Here is an 18,605-nt window from a genome sequence, read left to right as displayed (position 1 = left end):
GCCATGAAACTCACCGTGGTCGGCGGAGGCTCGACCTACACGCCCGAACTCATCGACGGATTCGCGCGGCTCAGGGACTCCCTGCCCGTCGGGGAACTCGTCCTGGTGGACCCCGCCGCCGAACGCCTGGAGCTGGTCGGCGGCCTCGCCCGGCGCATCTTCGCCAAGCAGGGGCACCCCGGCCGGATCGTCACCACCGCCGACCTGGACGCGGGCGTCGAGGGCGCCGACGCGGTCCTGCTCCAGTTGCGCGTGGGCGGCCAGGCCACCCGGCAGCAGGACGAGACCTGGCCCCTGGAGTGCGGCTGCATCGGCCAGGAGACCACCGGCGCGGGCGGCCTCGCCAAGGCGCTGCGCACGGTGCCGGTGGTCCTCGACATCGCCGAACGGGTCCGCCGGGCCAACCCGGACGCCTGGATCATCGACTTCACCAACCCGGTCGGCATCGTCACCCGCGCCCTGCTCCAGGCCGGGCACCGGGCGGTCGGGCTGTGCAACGTGGCGATCGGCTTCCAGCGGAAGTTCGCCGCCCTGCTCGACGTGGCCCCGCAGGACGTCCACCTCGACCACGTGGGCCTCAACCACCTCACCTGGGAGACGGGCGTACGCCTCGGCGGTCCCGAGGGCGAGAACGTGCTGCCGAAGCTGCTCGCCCTGCACGGGGACGCCATCGCCGGCGATCTGCACCTGCCCCGGCCGCTCCTGGACCGGCTCGGCGTGGTCCCGTCGTACTACCTGCGGTACTTCTACGCGCACGACGAGGTGGTGCGCGAACTGGGCGGCAAGCCGTCCCGGGCGGCGCAGGTCGCCGAGATGGAACGGCAGTTGCTCCGGATGTACGGCGACCCGGCCCTGGACGAGAAGCCGGAGCTGCTCGCCAAGCGGGGCGGCGCGTACTACTCGGAGGCCGCGGTGGACCTGGCGGCGGCGCTGCTGGGCGGTCGTTCCGGCGGGCCCGCGGGCTCCTCGTCCGGGGGTGACGGCGGGCGACGGGCGGGCGGCAGCCCGTACCAGGTGGTGAACACCCGCAACCAGGGCACGCTGCCCTTCCTGCCGGACGACGCCGTGATCGAGGTGCAGGCGGCGGTCGGCCCGCAGGGCGCGGTGCCACTGCCGGTGCCGCCGCTCGACCCGCTGTACGCGGGGCTGGTGGCGAACGTGACGGCGTACGAGGACCTGGCCTTGGAGGCGGCGCTCCGCGGCGGCCGGGACCGGGTGTTCCGAGCGCTCCTGGCGCACCCCCTGATCGGCCAGTACGAGTACGCCGAACGCCTCACCGACCGACTGATCGCGCACAACCGGGAGCACCTCGCGTGGGCCTGACCGCACGTGTCCTCGCCATCGACGCGGGCAACAGCAAGACCGACGTCGCGGTGGTGGCCGCGGACGGCACCGTCCTCGCCACCGCCCGCGGCGGCGGCTTCCGGCCGCCCGCGGTGGGCATCAGCACGGCGGTCGACGCGGTGGCCGACGCGGTCGTACGGGCGTACGCCGCCGCGGGCGTCACCTCCGTCGCGCACGTCTCCGCGTGCCTGGCCAACGCCGATCTGCCCGTGGAGGAGGAGCAGTTGGCCGCCGCGCTGCACGCGCGCGCGTGGGGTGGCACGGTGGAGGTGCGCAACGACACCTTCGCGATCCTGCGGGCGGGCGTGGCCGAGCCGCGCGGCGTCGCGGTGGTCTGCGGCGCGGGCATCAACTGCGTCGGCATGCACCCCGACGGCCGCACCGCCCGCTTCCCGGCGATCGGCCGGATCTCCGGCGACTGGGGCGGCGGCTGGGGGCTCGCCGAGGAGGCCCTGTGGTACGCGGCCCGCGCAGAGGACGGGCGCGGCACGGCGACCCGGCTGGCCCGGACCCTGCCCGCCCACTTCGGCCTGGACTCCATGTACGCGCTGATCGAGGCCCTGCACCTGGAACACATCGAGTACGGCCGGCGGCACGAGCTGACGCCGGTGCTGTTCGCGACCGCCGCGGCGGGGGACACCGTGGCCCGCTCGGTCGTCGACCGGCTGGCCGAGGAGGTCGTGACCATGGCGACGGTGGCCCTGTCCCGGCTCGGCCTGCTGGACGAGGAGGTGCCGGTGCTGCTCGGCGGCGGTGTCCTCGCCGCGGGGCACGCCCAGCTCGACGACGGCGTACGGGCCTTGCTCGCGGTCCGCGCGCCGAAGGCGGTGGCCCGGGTGGTGACGGCCCGTCCGGTGCTGGGGGCGGCGCTGCTGGGCCTGGACCGGATGGGCGCGGGCCCGCGCGCCCAACAGCGCGCACGCTCCCACTGGGAGTCCCGACCCGGCCCCGACGAGACGGCGTGAACCGCGGGTCGAGGGGCGAAGGGTGCCGGGCGAGAAGAGAGGGGTGAGAGGGGAGAGAGGGGAGAGAGGGGTGAGAGGCGCGGGGTGAGGGCGGTGGGGCCGGGTCCCGGAGCGGGGTGGTGGAGCCGGGTCCGGGGGCGGGTTCCGGGGGGAACCGAACAGATTCCCGGCGCGTGTTCTCGGGCAAGGGGTGGTGAAGAACCCGGCACCCTCGCCGGAGGCAACCGATGGGATCCGATCAAGATCCAGTGAAGGCCGGTGCGGATGTCGGTGCCGGCGGCGATACTTGGCGGCGACGGACGACCCTGGGGGAGGGCGGAGTGACACACCCACCGGAGAGCAGCGCGGCGCCACCGGGCCCGGTGCCGGGCCGGGGCCTGCCCACCATGCCCGCCGTCCCGCCGCGCCCCGCGCCCCCCGCACCGCCCGTGGACCCGTCCGCACCGGCGTGGCGCACCGTCCTCGCCTCGGGCGTGGCCGAGTTGCGCGCCGGCGCGCGAACGGAACCGGGCCGGCTGCGCGTCATCGGAGCCGTCCTCGCGCTGCTGGTCGTCGCGTTCGGCGCGGTCACCACCTGGCAGACCGCCGACCGCGAGGCCGCAGCCCACGACGTGCTGTACCGCAGCCAGCCGCTCAGTGCGGACGCCGCCGACATCTACAGCTCGCTCGCGGACGCCAACACGGCGGCCTCCAGCGCCTTCCTCGCGGGCGGCCAGGAGACCAGCGCCGCCCGCGACCGGTACGAGAGCGGCATCCGCAAGGCGTCCGGGAAACTCGTCACGGCGGCGGCCAACTCGGAACCGGGCTCCCCCGCCACGGGGGTCATCGACGAACTCAGCAAGCTGCTGACGGAGTACAAGGGCCTGGTGGAGCGGGCCCGCGTCTACAACCGGCTGGGCTACCCGGTGGGCGGCGCCTATCTGCGGCTGGCCAACAGCAGGATGCAGGACCACATGCTGCCCGCGGCCGAGAAGCTGTACCGGACGGAGAACACCCGGCTGAACGACGACTACGGGGACGCGACGGCCTACCCGTGGCCCGCGATCGGTCTCGGCGTCCTCGCCCTGGGCGCGCTCTGCTGGGCCCAGCGCCGTAGCTACCTGCGCACCAACCGCGTCCTCAACCACGGCCTGGTGACCGCCACCGGCACCGCCGCGGTCGTCCTGCTCTGGCTGGTCGTCGGGCACTCCGTCGCCCGCGCCGGGCTCAACGACTCCAACGACCACGGCGTGCGTTCCCTGACCGTCCTGCACGACGCGCGCATAGCCTCCTTGAAGGCCCGCGGCAACGAGAACCTGAGCCTGGTGGCGCGCGGCGCCGACACCGTCAAGGTCGGCAAGCAGACCGTCGACACGTACTACTACGCCTTCGACCAGGACATGGCCGCCCTCGACCGGGGCCTGGCCGAGGCGGGGAAGCTGGCCGACGACGCCACGGGCACCGCGCCGGTGGCCGCGGCCAAGGGCAGCGTGACGGCCTGGAAGCAGCGTCACGCCTCGGCCCGCGCCGAGGACGAGAACGGCAACTACCAGCAGGCCCTCGACCAGGTGATCGGCACCGAGAACTCGACCGGTGAGTACTTCGACACCGTGGACGACAACCTGCGAACGGCGCTCGCGCACGAGCAGATCGAGTTCGAGCGGGCGGCGGCCGGCGGCCTGGACGCGCTGACCGGGCTGCCCGAGGGTGCCGCGGTCCTCGCCGTCCTGGGCGCGGCGGGCGCGGTGCTCGGCATCGGGCGCCGGCTTTCGGAGTACCGGTGAGAGGGGGCACGACGATGAACGCACACGAGGACCGCGGTCGTCCGGCCGCTCTGCGGGGCTGGGGCGGAGTCGGCGCGATGGCGGCCGGCTGCGCGCTGGCGCTGGCCGCCGTGCTCCTGCTGCCGCCGGCCCGGTCGACCGGTACTCCGGACGACGGGCAGGGCACCGGCGCCGGGCGGGTCGCCGCCGGCCGCCAGGCGCAGGACGACTCCTGTACGGCCCCGGAGAAGCAGACGCTGCCGCCGTCCGGCGCGGACGGCCCCACCATCGACGCCATCAAGGCCCGCCGGGGCGACAAGCGGAAGCTGATCGTCGGCGTCGACCAGAACAGCTACCGCTGGGGCTACCGCAACCCGAACGCCGAGAACGCCGAGCTGGAGGGCTTCGACATCGACCTGGCGCACCGGATCGCCGAGGACATCCTCGGCAACCCGAACGCGGTGCAGTTCAAGGCCATCCCGACCAACAAGCGCATCGACGCGGTCCGGGACGGGGACGTCGACCTGGTCGTCCGCACCATGACCATCACCTGCGCCCGGCTGTCCGAAGTCGCCTTCTCCGCCCCGTACTTCAAGACCGGCCAGCAGGTCCTGGCGCAGAAGTCGTCGTCGATCACCGGGTACGACGACTCGCTGGCGCACCGGCGGATCTGCACGGCGACCGGTTCGACGGCGTACATCAAACTGAAGGCGGACACGGAGGGGGGCCGGCTGCCGTCGTCCGTGGACACCTCCGTCACCGTGCCCAACCAGCTCGACTGCCTGGTGCGGCTCCAACTCGGCGACGTGGACGCCGTGATCACCGACGGCGCGCTCGCCGCGAGCCAGGCCGCCCAGGACCCCACGGTCGAGCTGAAGGGCGCCCCGTTCACCACCGAGTACTACGGCGTGGCGATGAAGGACGACGCCGACGATCTGGTACGCCGGGTCAATCAGGTCCTGCGGGACTACCGCGCGGACGGCTGGCAGAAGGCGTACGAGGAATGGCTGTCGGCGACACTGGGAACGGACTCGGCGCCGTCGAAGCCACCGGCACCCGAATACCTGCGCACGAGCTGACCGGGCCGAGCATCGGCCGGGCGATCTTTGGGCAGATCTTCGACCGAACACTCCCGAACAGAGATCAGGACCACACAGCAGCGAGAGGTGATCGATGGGCGTCGCGGACCCCGCCGGGCCGGTACTGGACCGGGACGAGGTGGACCGTGCGCTGGCACGGCTCGCCGCGGAGCACGAGGCGATCGAGACCTCGCTGCTCGCCCTCCAGGACCACGCGGGCCGCAGACTCCTCGAAGGCGCCGAACTGACCGGCACGACCAGGGACCGCTGGACGGCCGCGGAGGCGTCGATCACGCTGCTGTGGGCCTATTTCGACGCGTACGCGGCCACCCTGCGCACCGCCCGGGAGATCCGCGCCCGGCGGCGCTGGTCCAGCCGCGACGACCTGGTGGAGCTGACCGGACTGCTGCGCGGCGAGGCCGTCACGATGGCGGGCAGCGCCGCGGCGGCGGCGCACGCGCCGGCCCTGGCGGGCCCCGGCCGGCTCAGTCAGAGCTTCACCCTGGCCGGTCTCGTGGACCGGATGAACGAGCTGTACGCGTCCTCGCTGGACATGGTCGTCGCCGCGGACGCCGTCTGGTCGGCGCTGCCCGCCCGCATCGACCTGCTGTCCGCGGAGCTCCAGCGCACCCGCAAGCTGGCGCACTCGGTCGGCGTGCGTCCGGGCGAGCACCCGGCGGGCGACGACCTGGAGCGCATCACCCGGACGCTGACCCGGCTGCGCGAGGAGGTCGTCTCCGACCCGCTGGCCCACTGGGTTCCGGCGCCGGGCAGTTCGGCGCCGGGCGGCGGCCGGCCGGACACCACGGTCTACGACCGGGAGGCGCGCGCCCTGGAGGACGTGCGCCGCGAGATCGACGCCGTGCTGACGGTGCGCCAGGACGCCGAGGCACGGCTGATCAAGCTGCGGGACGTGCTCTCCCGCGCGGACCGCACGCTCGCCGAGGCCCGCACCGCACGCGGCGAGGTCCTCGCGAAGATCGCCGCGTCGGAGGTGCCGGTGGTCAGCGGGCCGCCGACCGCGCTCCAGGAACAGCTGGTGACGGCCGCCGAGTACCGCAGGCAGGCCCAGTGGCACCGGCTGTCCCCGCTGCTCGAATCGCTGGAGCAGAAGGCGGAGGACGAACTGCTGCGCGCCCGCGACTCGCTCACCGCGGTGACCGCGCCGCTGGCGGTCCGCGCGGAGCTGCGCGGCCGGCTCGACGCGTACAAGGCGAAGGTCGCCCGGCACGGGCTGGCCGAGGATCCGCTGCTGGTCGAGCGGTACGACGCGGCGCGCCGCATGCTGTGGAGCGCGCCTTGCGACCTGCGCGTCGCCGAGGACGCGGTGCTGCGCTACCAGCGGGCCGCCGCCGAACAACTCGCCGTGCCGCGGGTGCCGGAGCAGGGCGGTCCGCAGGACCGAGGGGGGAGTGGCCGGCCATGAGTCAGCCGGGGCAGACATGTCAGCGACCGTCCTGCGAGGGCACGTACGAGGACGTGGGCGACGGCGAGCTGTACTGCGACACCTGCGGTCTGGCGCCGGTCGTCTCGGCGACGGGGACGGTCGGCTCGCCGCCCACCGGGATCACCCGCGAGCACCGTGACCCGGCCACCGTGGGCCACGCCGGTTCGTCCGGCTCGTCCGGCTCGTCCGGGCGCAGTACGCGTACGTCGTCGCAGTCGTCGAAGTCGCGGCGCTCGGTGTCGGGACGGCTCTCGCGCGCCCTGTCGGGCCGGACGGCCGGCCCTTCGGTGTCGGTGCGCAGCTCCGGTTCCGGCGCCGGGTCGTCGGGGCGCGGCCGGCTGGGGGCCGGGCTGGTCACAGTGCCGCAGGTGCCGCGGCCCGATCCGCGCGCGATGGTACTGGAGAACCCCGAGGTGCCCGAGCGCAAGCGGTTCTGTTCGCGGGCGGACTGCGCGGCGCCGGTGGGCCGGGCGCGCGGCGAGCGGCCGGGCCGCACGGAGGGCTTCTGCACCAAGTGCGGGCACCCGTACTCGTTCGTGCCCAAGCTGGGCACGGGCGACGTGGTGCACGGCCAGTACGAGGTCGTGGGCTGTCTGGCGCACGGCGGTCTGGGCTGGGTCTATCTGGCGGTGGACCGCGCGGTCTCCGACCGCTGGGTAGTCCTCAAGGGCCTGCTCGACACGGGCGACCAGGACGCGATGGAGGCGGCGATCTCCGAGCGGCGCTTCCTGGCGGAGATCGAGCACGCCAACATCGTGCGGATCTACAACTTCGTGGAACACCTCGACCAGCGCACCGGCTCCCTCGACGGCTACATCGTCATGGAGTACGTCGGCGGCAAGTCGCTGAAGGAGATCGCCAACGCGCGCCGCACGCCGGAGGGCAGACGGGATCCGCTGCCGGTGGAGCAGGCGTGCGCCTACGGCATCGAGGCCCTGGAGGCGCTCGGCCATCTGCACAGCCGCAACCTGCTGTACTGCGACTTCAAGGTCGACAACGCGATACAGGCCGAGGACCAGCTCAAGCTGATCGACATGGGCGCGGTACGCCGGATGGACGACGACGAGTCGGCCATCTACGGCACAGTGGGCTACCAGGCCCCGGAGGTCGCCGAGGCGGGCCCCTCGGTCGCCTCCGACCTGTACACGGTCGGCCGCACGCTGGCCGTTCTGACCTTCGACTTCCAGGGCTACACGAACGTCTTCGTGGACTCCCTGCCCGATCCCGACCACATCGACGTCTTCCGGCGGTACGAGTCCTTCTACCGGCTGCTGGTACGCGCCACCGACCCGGACCCGGCCCGCCGGTTCGCCTCCGCGCAGGAGATGGCCGAGCAGCTGATGGGTGTGCTGCGCGAGGTGGTGTCCTTGCAGACGGGCCGGGCGCGGCCCGCGCTGTCGACGTTGTTCGGACCCGAACCGAAGGTCACGGACACGGAATTGTTCCCGAAGCTGACCGGGGACGTGTCGCGGCTGGGCGCGCGGGCGACGCCGGCCGGGTGGCGGGGCCGCAGGACCGCGGGCAGGACGGCGGCGACGCCCCTCCCGGCCGCCCCGGGGTCTCCGGCGGCTCTCGGCACCGGCGTCGCTCCGGGCGTGTCCGCCACAGGTGTGATGTCGAGCGCGGCCGGTACGGGCACCACGAACGGCATCGCCGGCGGCGTCGGTGCCACCAACGGCCCCGGCACCGGTGGCGGCATCGTCCCCACCGGCAACACCGGCAACACCGGCAGCACCGGCACCCCCGGCATCGTCCGCCCCGTCGCCACCCCCGCCGCCGCCCTGGCCCTGCCCGTGCCGCACGTCGACCCGGGCGACCCCAACGCCGGGTTCCTGGCCGGTCTGCTGGCCTCCGCGCCGGGCGAGCTGATCAGCGCGCTGGCCGCGGCGCCGCAGCAGAGCGTGGAGACCCGGCTGCGGCAGATCCGCGCCCTGCTGGAGAACGGCGACCGCACGGCGGCACTGGCGACGCTGGCCGAGCTGACGGACGAACGGCCCGACGACTGGCGGGTGGTGTGGTACCGCGGCATGGCCGCGCTGGTCACCGGCGACTTCGAGGACGCCGCGCTGGCCTTCGACGCGGTGTACGACGCCTTCCCGGGCGAGACCGCGCCGAAGCTGGCGCTCGGCCTGTGCGCGGAGGTGCTCGGCCAGCTGGACAACGCCGCCGAGTACTACCGCCTGGTGTGGTCGACCGATCCGAGCTGTGTGAGCGCCGCGTTCGGTCTGGCCCGCGTCCAGCTCGCGGCCGCGGACCGCGGCGGCGCGGTGCGCACGCTGGAGTCGGTGCCGGAGTCGTCCATCCACTACACGGCGGCGCGCGTGGCGGCCGTCCGGGCCCGGCTGCGGCAACGCACGGCGGGCGCCGGGGACGTAGCCTTGGAGGTGGACCTGACCGCCGCGGCGGGCCAGGTGGAGGCTCTGGACGCCTACGGTCTCGACCCGGCGCGCCGCGAGCAGTTGTCGGCGGAGGTACTCGGCTGTGCGCTGGACTGGATACTCTCCGGGGGCCAGGGTTCCGCCCGGTCCGCCGTCGGCGGGCGGGTGCTGCTCGGCAGCGGCCTGGACGAGCGGGGCCTCCGCTTCGGTCTGGAGCGCTCGTACCGCACGCTGGCCCGGCTCGCGCCCGGCGGCGAGGAGAGGATCGACCTGGTGGAACGGGCCAACCGTTACCGCCCCCGGACGTGGGTGTAGTTGATGTCGCAGATGCCCCAGCAGGCCGCACCGTCGAAGTGCCCGAGCTGTGCGGAGCCGTATGAGCCGACCGACCGTTTCTGCGGTGCGTGCGGCTACGACCTTTCGGCGGTGCCCGCCCCGCCGCAGGACCACCCGACGCTCACCATGAGCGGCTCGGGTCGGACCGCCGCGGGCGAGGGCGTGCCCTGGCCCCTCGCCCCCGGGACGGACGGCTCCGGCACACCCTCGGCAGCGCACCTGCCGACGGACCTTCCCGGCACCGACTCTGGCGGCTCCCCGCTGCCGGAACCGGCACCGGCACCGGCCGACGAACGCCCGACGCCGGGCGTGCGGCTCGACCGGCCGCGGGAGCCCGAGGATTATCCGCTCCAGGCGCCCGATCCGCGGGTGGCCGCCGAATCCGCCGAATCCGCGGGCCCCGTCGCGCCCGCCGGATCCGTCGCACCCGCGGAGGGCGCACAGGTCTGCGTGGCCTGCCGGGCGGGCCGGGTCGACGACGACGGCTACTGCGAGAACTGCGGGCACGCCCAGCCGCGCGAACGCGATCACATGGAGCGGGAGTCGGGCCCGGTCGCCGCGGTCAGCGACCGCGGGCTGCGCCACCACCGCAACGAGGACGCCTTCTCCGTCGGCCACACCGCGCTGCCCGACGGCACGCCCACGGTGGTCGCGATCGTCTGCGACGGCGTGTCCTCGGCCACCCGGCCCGACGAAGCCTCGCTCGCCGCCTCGCAGGCGGCCGGTGAGACGCTGCTGACCGCCCTGCCGCGCGGCACGCATCCGCAGCAGGCCATGCACGACGCGATCGTCGCCGCCTCGCACGCCGTCAACGCGCTGGCGGACGAGCCGGTGAGCGCCCGTGAGCACACCCCGCACCAGAACGCCCCGGCCTGCACCATCGTCGGCGCCGTGGTCACCTCCGGGCTGCTGGTCGTCGGCTGGGTCGGCGACAGCCGCGTCTACTGGGTGCCGGTGGACCGCACCGCCCCGCCCGCCCGGCTCACCGAGGACGACTCGTGGGCCGCGCAGATGGTCGCGGCGGGCCTGATGAGCGAGGCGGAGGCGTACGCCGACGAGCGCGCCCACGCCATCACCGGCTGGCTCGGCGCGGACGCCTACGAGCTGGAGCCGCACACCGCCGCGTTCAAACCGGACCGGCCCGGCGTGGTCGTGGTGTGCACGGACGGTCTGTGGAACTACGCGGAGACGGCGGAGGAGATGTCCGAGGCCATGCCCCCGGACGCCGCCGTGCGCCCGCTGCACACCGCCCGCGTCCTGGTCGGCCACGCCCTGGACGGAGGGGGCCACGACAACGTAACAGTGGCCGTCCTGCCGTTCCCAGCCCCGCCCCAGGGGGCAGGATCGGCCTGAGGGGCCGCACGGCGCGGGGAGGCCCCGGCGGGCCACGGGGACGGTCCGCAGCACTTGAGCCGCCGCCCACGATGCCCGTGGGATCACAGGGGGAAATAGGGGGAGCAGAGTAGGCATGGCCAACTTCTCGAAGTCCAACGTGCCGCAGTTCTCTGTGGACGTGTACCAGAACGAGTACCTGCCGGAGGGCGGCCGCGAGGTCAACGCGATCGTCACCGTGACGGCGACCGGCGGCGGCACCGTCGGCAGCGCGGTCTCGGCGCCGCACCTGTACTCGCCCGGGCAGGGGCCGTCCGCCGCGGTGGCCCTGATGGTCGACTGCTCGGGCTCGATGGACTACCCGCCGACCAAGATGCGCAACGCCCGCGACGCCACGGCGGCCGCGATCGACGCCCTGCGCGACGGAGTGCACTTCGCGGTGATCGCCGGCACCCATGTCGCCAAGGAGGTCTACCCGGGCGACGGCCGGCTCGCCGTCGCCGACGCCACCACCCGCGACCGGGCCAAGCAGGCGCTGCGCAAGCTGAGCGCGGGCGGCGGCACGGCCATCGGCACCTGGCTGCGGCTCGCCGACCGGCTGCTGTCCTCGGCGGACGTCGCCATCCGGCACGGCATCCTGCTCACGGACGGCCGCAACGAGCACGAGGCGCCGCAGGAGCTGGAGGCCGCCCTCGATTCCTGCGCCGGACGTTTCACCTGTGACGCGCGGGGCGTGGGCACCGACTGGGAAGTGAAAGAAGTCACAGCGATCGCCTCGGCACTGCTCGGCAGCGCGGACATCGTCGCCGATCCGGCGGGGCTGGCCGCCGACTTCACGCGGATGATGGAGACGGCGATGGGCAAGGAGGTCGCGGACGTCGCCCTCCGGGTGTGGACACCGGTGGGCACGACCATCCGGTTCGTCAAGCAAGTCGCCCCGACGGTCGAGGAGTTGACCGACCGCCGCACCGAGGCAGGCCCGCGCGCCGGGGACTACCCCACCGGCTCCTGGGGCGACGAGTCCCGGGACTACCACCTCTGCGTCGAGGTCCCGGCAGCGGCCGTCGGCCAGGAGATGCTGGCCGCCCGGATCTCGCTGGTCATCCCGCAACCCACGGGCAGCGCACAGAGCTTGGGCGCCCAGGGTCTGGTGCGGGCGGTGTGGACGGACGACATGGCCGCGTCGACCTCGATCAACCCGCAGGTCGCGCACTACACCGGTCAAGCAGAACTTGCACAAGTCATCCAACAGGGTCTCGATCTCCGCAAAGCGGGCGATATGGATGGTGCAACGGCGAAACTGGGCCGGGCCGTTCAACTCGCCGGCGCTTCCGGGAACGCGGATACTGCGAAACTGCTTGCGAAGGTGGTGGACGTGGTCGACGCGGCGACAGGTACTGTGCGACTGAAGGCGAGGGTCGAGGAGGCCGACGAGATGACCCTCGAAACCCGGTCCACAAAGACTGTTCGTGTAAAGAAGTGACGTAGCAGGAGTTCACGAGAACCCTGAAGAGAGGGGGACGCACCGACATGCCGACCTGCCCGAACGGACACCAGTCGGGTTCCGACGACTGGTGCGAGGTCTGCGGTCACCGCATGGCCGGTGCCGTACCTCCGCCCCCTCCGCCGCCGACAGTCGGCGGGTACGGGTTCCCGCCGGCCGCGCCGGGTGCTCCGGGGCGCCCGCACCTCGCCGCCGTACCGGACGCGGAGCCGGAGCTGTGCCCGCAGTGCCGCACGCCCCGCGAGGGCGGTGCGCCGTTCTGCGAGGAGTGCCGGTGGAACTTCCTCACCAACACGGCCACCTCGTACACCCCGGCCGCCCCGCGCCCGCCCGCGCCGCCGCCCCGCTTCCAGCCGCCCGGCCAGTCCTTCGGCGCCGGCGACTCCTACGAGTACCAGGGCTCCCGCCCGTCCCAGATGAACCGGCCCGCCGAACCGATTCCGCCGGGCCCGCCGTTCGGCGGGGAGCCGTCGGGGCCGACGCCGTTCGGTGCTGAGCGCGGCGCCCCGGGTCCCGGCGGCCCCGGTCCCGGCGGCCCGGCGGGCTTCGGCCCAGGTCAGGGCCCCGGTGGTCCCGGCCCGGGTCCCGGTGGCCCCGCGGGCTTCGGCGGCCCGCCCGGACCACCCGCGTCCGGCCCCGCCTTCCCGGGCGACCCCTCCCGGCCGGCCGGGCCGCCGCCCGGCCCGGTCCAGCCCACCGGTCCCGGCGGCCCCGCCGCCGGGCCTGCGCAGGGCTTCGCGCAGCCCGCGCCGCCCGTCTTCCCGCAGGAGACCGGACGCCCGCCGGCCGGCGGCGACGACTGGGTGATCTCACCGCCGTCGTCCACCGCCCCGCCCGGACACCCGGCCCCACCCGGACACCCGGCCCCACCCGGACACCAGGCCCCACCCGGACACCAGGCCCCACCCGGACACCAGGCCCCGCCCGGAGCGGGCGCCCCCGGCCCGGGCCCCGGCTACGGCTATCCGCAGACCGGTTCCCCGCAGGCACCACCCGGACCCGGCTTCCCGCAGGCACCGCAGCAGCCGACGACCTGGACGGCGACCATCGGCCCGGACCGCGACTACTTCCTGGCGATGATGCAGCGTTCGGGCCCCGAGGCCGCGGGCCTGAACCTGCCCGCGTACTCGCCCGCGCAGCAGCGCGCCCTCACCGGCAACCAGGTCACCATCGGCCGCCGCCGGCACTCCACCGGCGACACCCCCGACATCGACCTGGCGGTACCGCCGGAGGACCCGGGCGTCTCGCACCAGCACGCGGTCCTGGTCCAGCAGCCGGACAGCAGTTGGGCGGTCGTCGACCAGAACTCGACGAACGGGACCACGGTCAACGGCTCCGAGGACCCGATCCAGCCCTTCGTGCCGGTGCCGCTCCAGGAAGGCGACCGGGTGCACGTGGGGGCGTGGACGACCATCACGATCCGGCGCGGCTGACGGTCAGCCCGGCAGGGGCCACACATACGGCCCCTCCGGGTCGTCCAGCCACGCCCAGGCACTGTCGCCGCTGACCGTGATCCCGTAGCGCTCGCGGCCCGGCATGCCCTCGCGCCGCCACATCGCGAAGGACTCCTGCGGATCGAGACTGCCGCGGCCGAGCGTCAGCAGGAACCGGAAGAGTTCGTTGTCGCGGTCCCGGTGCGGGACCCCGCTCAGCGGCACCGGTTCCGGCGCGGGCCGGCCCGCGCCGCGCAGCGGTACGAAGTAGGCGGGCGTGGCCAGGAAGCGGCCCTCGGCGTGCAGGGCGTCGCCCACCGTCAACGCGATCAGGCCGTCCGCGAAGGGCGTGAGGATCCGCCCGCCGGGGCGGCACTGGGCGAGCCAGGCACGCGGCACCGAGGGCAGTGCGCAGGTCGCGATGATCCGGTCGAAGGGGGCGCGGCCGGGCACGCCGCACGCTCCGTCGCCGGTGACCACGACCGGGTGGTGTCCGGCGGCGGCCAGTTGCCGCCGGGCCGACTCGGTGATCTCCGGTTCCAGATCGATGGTGGTGACCAGGTCGTCGTCGCCGAGCCGGTGGGCGAGCAGCCCCGCGTTGTACCCGGTGCCCGCCCCGATCTCCAGCACCCGGTGGCCGTCCGCCACCCGCAGGGCGACCAGCATCGCCGCCATCAGCGAGGGCTGGCTGCTGGAGGAGATCAACTGCCCGCCGCGCACCCGGGTGGCCAGGGGTACGTCCTCGTAGACGCCGTACAGCCAGCGCTCGCGGGCCCGCGGGTCCGGGCTCCCGCCCCAGCGGCGCTCGTAGCCGCCCCGGACAGCGACGAAGTAGTACGGCACGAACAGGTGCCGGGGCACCGCCGTGAACGCCTCCCGCCACACCGGCTCGCCGGCCCAGACCCCGCAGGCGTCGATCTCGCGCACCAGGGCCGCCAGCGCCGAGTCGGCCTGCTCGGCGAGGTCCCGGTCACCCCGCCCCGGTGCGTGCACGCCCATATGTCCACTGTGCGGCGCCGGACGGCGGGAGGCGAGGCCCGGCGGCAAGTTCCGGGGCGGGAGGCGAGGCATGGCGGCGGTTCCGGACGGCGGGTCCTAGGTCCGAAGTCCTGGGTCGCGGGGTCTGAGAGCATGGAGGGCGTGACAGAGATTCGGCGCGGCACGCTTCAGGAGCAGACCTTCTACGAGCAGGTCGGCGGGGAGGAGACCTTCCGCCGGCTGGTGCACCGTTTCTACGAGGGAGTCGCCGAGGACCCGCTCCTGCGGCCGATGTACCCGGAGGAAGACCTGGGCCCCGCCGAGGAGCGGCTGACCCTGTTCCTCATCCAGTACTGGGGTGGCCCGACCACCTACAGCCAGCACCGCGGCCATCCCCGGCTGCGGATGCGGCACGTCCCCTTCACCGTGGACCGGGCGGCGCACGACGCCTGGCTGAAGCACATGCGGACGGCCGTCGACGAGCTGGGGCTCTCCGAGGAGCACGAGCGGACGCTGTGGAAGTACCTGACGTACGCGGCGGCGTCGATGGTGAACGCCCCGGGCTGATCACCCCGGGAGGACAGGGAGACGGGGAGACGGGGAGACGGCCGGACGGGGGGACGCACGGATTCCGGTCACCTGACACCAGAATCCGATCACAATCCGGTCAAGCCCCGTTCACAAACGCTTACCCCGGCCGGAACCCTCTGACAGCATCGCCGGAGTTCTGTACGTCCGGACAACACGGGGGGCGGGGGCCGGTGACGGGGTTCGTCGTTCTGCGCGCGCGGGCACACCGTCTGCTGCTCGCCGCCGCGCTGCTCACCGTGCTGCTCACCACGGCGGTGCTGGCGACCCTCACCGCCTACTCCGGCGCGATCGGCGACGCCGCCCTGCGCCACTCCCTGAACGACCCCCGCAACGCGGCCGACAGCGCGCTGGTCGTCAAGGCCGACGTCCCGGCGCGGCAGCGGACGGCCGCCGACGCGACCGTACGGCAGGCGGCCCGCAGGATCTTCGACGGGCTGCCGGTCACGGTACGGACTCTGGTCCGCTCGGGCCCGTACGCCCTGCCCCGGTCCCTGCAACCCCCGGCCGAGCGCTCCGGCGACCCGGACCTCACCTATGTCGCGGCGCTGGACCGCACGCAGGTCCGCCTGGTCTCCGGGCGGCTCCCGCGGCGGTCCTCCGCCGAGACCGAGGTGGCCCTGCCCCGCACCGCGGCCCGGCTCCTCGATCTGCACGCGGGCGACCGGCTCGCCCTCACCGACCGGCTCGGCGGCCCCGCGGCGCACGTCCGCGTCACCGGGCTCTACCAGCCCGTCACGGCCACGGCGCCCTACTGGCAGCTGGACGACCTGCTCGGCCGCGGCGTCAAGAAGGCCGGCTTCACGACGTACGGACCGCTGCTCGCCGACCCCTCCGTCCTCGCCGGCCCCACGGTGAGCGCCGGACCGTCCGCCTGGCTGGCCACGGCCGACTTCGCCACGCTGACGACGGGCCGGACCGACGCGCTGCGCACGGCGGCCCGCGGCGGCAGCGCGGCGCTGCGCGGTCCGGACGGGCTGACCGGGGTGACGGTCGCCAGCACCTCGCTGCCCGCCACCCTCGACCGCATCGACCGCTCACTGCTCGTCTCCCGGTCCACCCTGCTGATCGTCGCCCTCCAGCTGGTGCTGCTCGCCGGTTACGCACTGCTGCTCGTGGCCCGGCTGCTGAGCACGGAACGCGCGGGCGAGACCCGGCTGCTGCGGGCGCGCGGCGGCTCCCGCGCCCGGCTCGCGGGCCTCGCCGCCGCGGAGGCCCTGCTGCTCGCGCTGCCCGCGGCGGTCGGTGCGCCGCTGCTGGCCGGCCCGCTCACCCGGCTGCTCGCCGGGCAGGGCGCGCTGGCCAGGATCGGGCTGCACCTGGACGTACCGGCCGGCGGCAGCGCCGACGTGTGGGTGGTGGCGGCGGGCGTGGCCCTCGGCTGCGCGCTCGCGGTGACCGTGCCCGCGCTGACGGACGGCGGCGACGGCCCCCGGACCGGCGCGCAGTCCCCCGGGCGGGGCACGGGCACGACCCGCCGCGGAACGCTGCCCGGCCCCGTACGGGCCGGTGCGGACATCGGGCTGCTGGCGGTCGCCGCAGTGGCGTACTGGCAGTTGAGCCGGCACACCTCCGGTGCGGTCGGCACCGACACCTCCGGCGGCCTCGGCATCGACCCGCTGCTGGTCGCGGCGCCCGCGCTGGCGCTGCTGGCCGGTACGGTGCTGACGCTGCGGCTGCTGCCACCGGTGGCGCGGCTCGCGGAGCGCCGCGCGGTGGCCGGGCGGGGACTGCCGACGGCGCTGGCGGGCTGGCAGTTCAGCCGCCGGCCGATGCGCGGCGCCGGCCCGGTGCTGCTGCTGGTCCTCGCCATCGCGCTGGGCATGCTGGCGATCGGGCAGGGCGCCTCCTGGAACCGTTCGCAGGACGACCAGGCCGACTTCCGGGCCGGAGCGCCGGTGCGCGTCCTCGGCGCCGGGGACGGCGCGCTCGGCCGCACCGAGACCTACGCGCGCCTCCCGCACGTCCAGGAGGCCGCCCCCGCCGTACGCGCCGAGCAGCCGCTGTCCGGGAACCGGACGGCGACCGTGCTGGCCCTGGACACGGCGCGCGCGGCGGACACGGCGCTGATGCGCGGAGACCTCGCCGCCGAGCCGGTTCGCCCGCTGCTGTCCGGGCTGGCCCCCGGGGGCTCCCCCGCCGGCGCCCGGATACCCGCGGACACCACTGGGCTGCGCCTGCGCGCCACCGTCCGCAGCTCCTCGGGGCCCGGCATCACGATGGACGTGACGGGCACCCTCGTCGACCAGTACGGCGTCCCCTACCCCGTCCCGTTCGGCCAGTTGCCCGCTGACGGACGCCCGCACACCCTGGCCGTCGGCCTCGCCGCGGTCCCCGGCCCGATCACGCTCACCGGGCTCCAGCTCGACCTGGTCCAGCCCGCCGAACACGCCGAACAGCACCACCTCACCGTCTCCGGACTGACCGCCGTCGGCACCGACGGGCGGTCCCGGCAGGTGTCCCTGCCGGCCGGCTGGGGAGCCGCGGTGAGCACCGGAGGGACCGCCGCCACCAGCGGTGCGGCCGTCCCGTCCCGCCCGCGGGTGACCTCCGCCACACCGCTGACCGTCGACTACGGCACCGGCTACACCCCCGACAAGGACATCTGGACGATCGCCACCGCCACCATCCGGATCCAGGTGAGGCAGCCCGCGGCCCCCGAGGTCACCGCCCTCGCGACCGACCGGTTCCTGACGTCGGCGGGGGCGGCGGCGGGACAGCGCGTGGAGGTGACGTTCGGCGGCCAGAGCCTGCCGGTGCGGATCGTACGGTCCGTGCGGGCGCTGCCCACCACCGCCGACCCGGCCGGCTCCGGCGAGCAGGACGGCGGTGCGCTCCTGGTCGATCTGCGGTCCGTGAACCGGGCGTTGCAGGAGCGGTACGGCGAGAGCGTCACGCCCACCGAGTGGTGGCTGCGGACCGCGCCGGGCGACGCGGCCTCGGTGGCCGCCGCGGTGCGTGCGCTGCCGGACGTCGATCCGGGGCAGGTCGTGGTGCGCGACGAGATCGCCGCCGAGCTGCGCGACGATCCGTTCGGTGCCGGACCGGAGGCCGCGTTCGCGGCGGCCGCCGTGGTCGCGGCGGCGCTCGCCGCGGTCGGCTTCGCGGTGAGCGCCGCCGGTTCCCTGCGGGAGCGGGGCGCCGAGTTCGCGGTGCTGCGCGCGCTGGGCGCGCCGCGCCGGCAACTGGCCCGGACGATCGCCGCCGAGCAGGCCGTCCTGGTGGCCCTGGCCCTGGTGGTGGGCGTCGCCCTGGGCACCGTACTGACCCGGGCCGTCCTGCCGCTGATCGTGCTGACCGCCGAGGCCACCCGGCCGGTGCCGGCCCTGCTGGTCGAGCTGCCGCCGGAACGGGTGGCGGCGCTGCTGGCCGCGGTCGCCGCGCTGCCGCTGCTCGTGACGGCGGCCCTGGCCCTGCGCCGCACGGACCCGGCGACCTCGCTGCGGGACCAGGGGGGTGAGTGAGATGGACTCCGAAGA

General features: G+C 74.7%; 12 protein-coding genes. 11 read left to right on the top strand and 1 reads right to left on the bottom strand.

Annotated elements, in window-relative coordinates; genetic code table 11:
- Positions 1 to 3 precede the first annotated feature (3 nt).
- From ACFY2B_RS09165 to ACFY2B_RS09125, 9 genes are all read left to right on the top strand, one after another.
- Positions 4 to 1,323 carry a 6-phospho-beta-glucosidase gene (locus ACFY2B_RS09165; RefSeq protein WP_390762508.1) on the top strand — a complete coding sequence of 440 codons (1,320 nt, stop codon included), beginning with the start codon at positions 4 to 6 and terminating at the stop codon, positions 1,321 to 1,323.
- On the top strand, positions 1,314 to 2,309 hold the full coding sequence (locus ACFY2B_RS09160; protein WP_390762507.1) for an N-acetylglucosamine kinase: 996 nt from the start codon (positions 1,314 to 1,316) through the stop codon (positions 2,307 to 2,309). The genes ACFY2B_RS09165 and ACFY2B_RS09160 overlap by 10 nt, the downstream gene beginning before the upstream one ends.
- 320 nt (positions 2,310 to 2,629) lie before the next feature.
- Entirely contained in the window at positions 2,630 to 4,072 is a 1,443-nt protein-coding gene (locus ACFY2B_RS09155; protein ID WP_390762506.1) for a hypothetical protein, read from the top strand.
- Positions 4,073 to 4,086: 14 nt separating this feature from the next.
- A complete protein-coding gene (locus ACFY2B_RS09150) occupies positions 4,087 to 5,130 on the top strand; it encodes a glutamate ABC transporter substrate-binding protein (RefSeq protein WP_390762505.1) in 1,044 nt (347 codons plus the stop codon).
- A 94-nt stretch (positions 5,131 to 5,224) separates the two neighbouring features.
- Positions 5,225 to 6,556 carry a hypothetical protein gene (locus ACFY2B_RS09145; RefSeq protein ID WP_390762504.1) on the top strand — a complete coding sequence of 444 codons (1,332 nt, stop codon included), beginning with the start codon at positions 5,225 to 5,227 and terminating at the stop codon, positions 6,554 to 6,556.
- A complete protein-coding gene (locus tag ACFY2B_RS09140) occupies positions 6,553 to 9,270 on the top strand; it encodes a tetratricopeptide repeat protein (protein ID WP_390762503.1) in 2,718 nt (905 codons plus the stop codon). The genes ACFY2B_RS09145 and ACFY2B_RS09140 overlap by 4 nt, the downstream gene beginning before the upstream one ends.
- 3 nt (positions 9,271 to 9,273) lie before the next feature.
- The gene (locus ACFY2B_RS09135; RefSeq protein WP_390762502.1) at positions 9,274 to 10,644 is read left to right on the top strand and encodes a PP2C family serine/threonine-protein phosphatase; all 1,371 of its coding nucleotides are present in this window, start codon (positions 9,274 to 9,276) and stop codon (positions 10,642 to 10,644) included.
- A 115-nt stretch (positions 10,645 to 10,759) separates the two neighbouring features.
- A complete protein-coding gene (locus tag ACFY2B_RS09130) occupies positions 10,760 to 12,106 on the top strand; it encodes a VWA domain-containing protein (protein ID WP_390762501.1) in 1,347 nt (448 codons plus the stop codon).
- A gap of 47 nt (positions 12,107 to 12,153) precedes the next feature.
- Entirely contained in the window at positions 12,154 to 13,560 is a 1,407-nt protein-coding gene (locus ACFY2B_RS09125; RefSeq protein ID WP_390762500.1) for an FHA domain-containing protein, read from the top strand.
- Between the two features lie 3 nt (positions 13,561 to 13,563).
- Here ACFY2B_RS09125 and ACFY2B_RS09120 read toward each other — a convergent pair whose 3' ends face one another.
- Positions 13,564 to 14,559 carry a methyltransferase domain-containing protein gene (locus ACFY2B_RS09120; protein ID WP_390762499.1) on the bottom strand — a complete coding sequence of 332 codons (996 nt, stop codon included), beginning with the start codon at positions 14,557 to 14,559 and terminating at the stop codon, positions 13,564 to 13,566.
- 132 nt (positions 14,560 to 14,691) lie between these two features.
- Here ACFY2B_RS09120 and ACFY2B_RS09115 point away from each other — a divergent pair, with 132 nt between their 5' ends.
- Positions 14,692 to 15,105 carry a globin gene (locus ACFY2B_RS09115; RefSeq protein WP_376525792.1) on the top strand — a complete coding sequence of 138 codons (414 nt, stop codon included), beginning with the start codon at positions 14,692 to 14,694 and terminating at the stop codon, positions 15,103 to 15,105.
- Between the two features lie 194 nt (positions 15,106 to 15,299).
- Positions 15,300 to 18,590, top strand: a complete 3,291-nt coding sequence (locus tag ACFY2B_RS09110) for an FtsX-like permease family protein (protein WP_390762498.1) — start codon at positions 15,300 to 15,302, stop codon at positions 18,588 to 18,590.
- Positions 18,591 to 18,605: the final 15 nt, after the last annotated feature.

Source organism: Streptomyces sp. NPDC001270, from assembly GCF_042896695.1.
Classification (GTDB): domain Bacteria; phylum Actinomycetota; class Actinomycetes; order Streptomycetales; family Streptomycetaceae; genus Streptomyces.
This window is presented reverse-complemented; position numbering and strand designations above follow the sequence as displayed.

Excerpts from the sequence above, each read along its gene's own strand:
- ACFY2B_RS09140 (WP_390762503.1), top strand. The coding sequence starts at position 6,553 with ATGAGTCAGCCGGGGCAGACATGTCAGCGACCGTCCTGCGAGGGCACG.
- ACFY2B_RS09135 (WP_390762502.1), top strand. The coding sequence starts at position 9,274 with ATGTCGCAGATGCCCCAGCAGGCCGCACCGTCGAAGTGCCCGAGCTGT.
- ACFY2B_RS09145 (WP_390762504.1), top strand. The coding sequence starts at position 5,225 with ATGGGCGTCGCGGACCCCGCCGGGCCGGTACTGGACCGGGACGAGGTG.
- ACFY2B_RS09120 (WP_390762499.1), bottom strand. The coding sequence starts at position 14,559 with ATGGGCGTGCACGCACCGGGGCGGGGTGACCGGGACCTCGCCGAGCAG.
- ACFY2B_RS09125 (WP_390762500.1), top strand. The coding sequence starts at position 12,154 with ATGCCGACCTGCCCGAACGGACACCAGTCGGGTTCCGACGACTGGTGC.
- ACFY2B_RS09165 (WP_390762508.1), top strand. The coding sequence starts at position 4 with ATGAAACTCACCGTGGTCGGCGGAGGCTCGACCTACACGCCCGAACTC.
- ACFY2B_RS09130 (WP_390762501.1), top strand. The coding sequence starts at position 10,760 with ATGGCCAACTTCTCGAAGTCCAACGTGCCGCAGTTCTCTGTGGACGTG.
- ACFY2B_RS09150 (WP_390762505.1), top strand. The coding sequence starts at position 4,087 with ATGAACGCACACGAGGACCGCGGTCGTCCGGCCGCTCTGCGGGGCTGG.
- ACFY2B_RS09115 (WP_376525792.1), top strand. The coding sequence starts at position 14,692 with ATGGAGGGCGTGACAGAGATTCGGCGCGGCACGCTTCAGGAGCAGACC.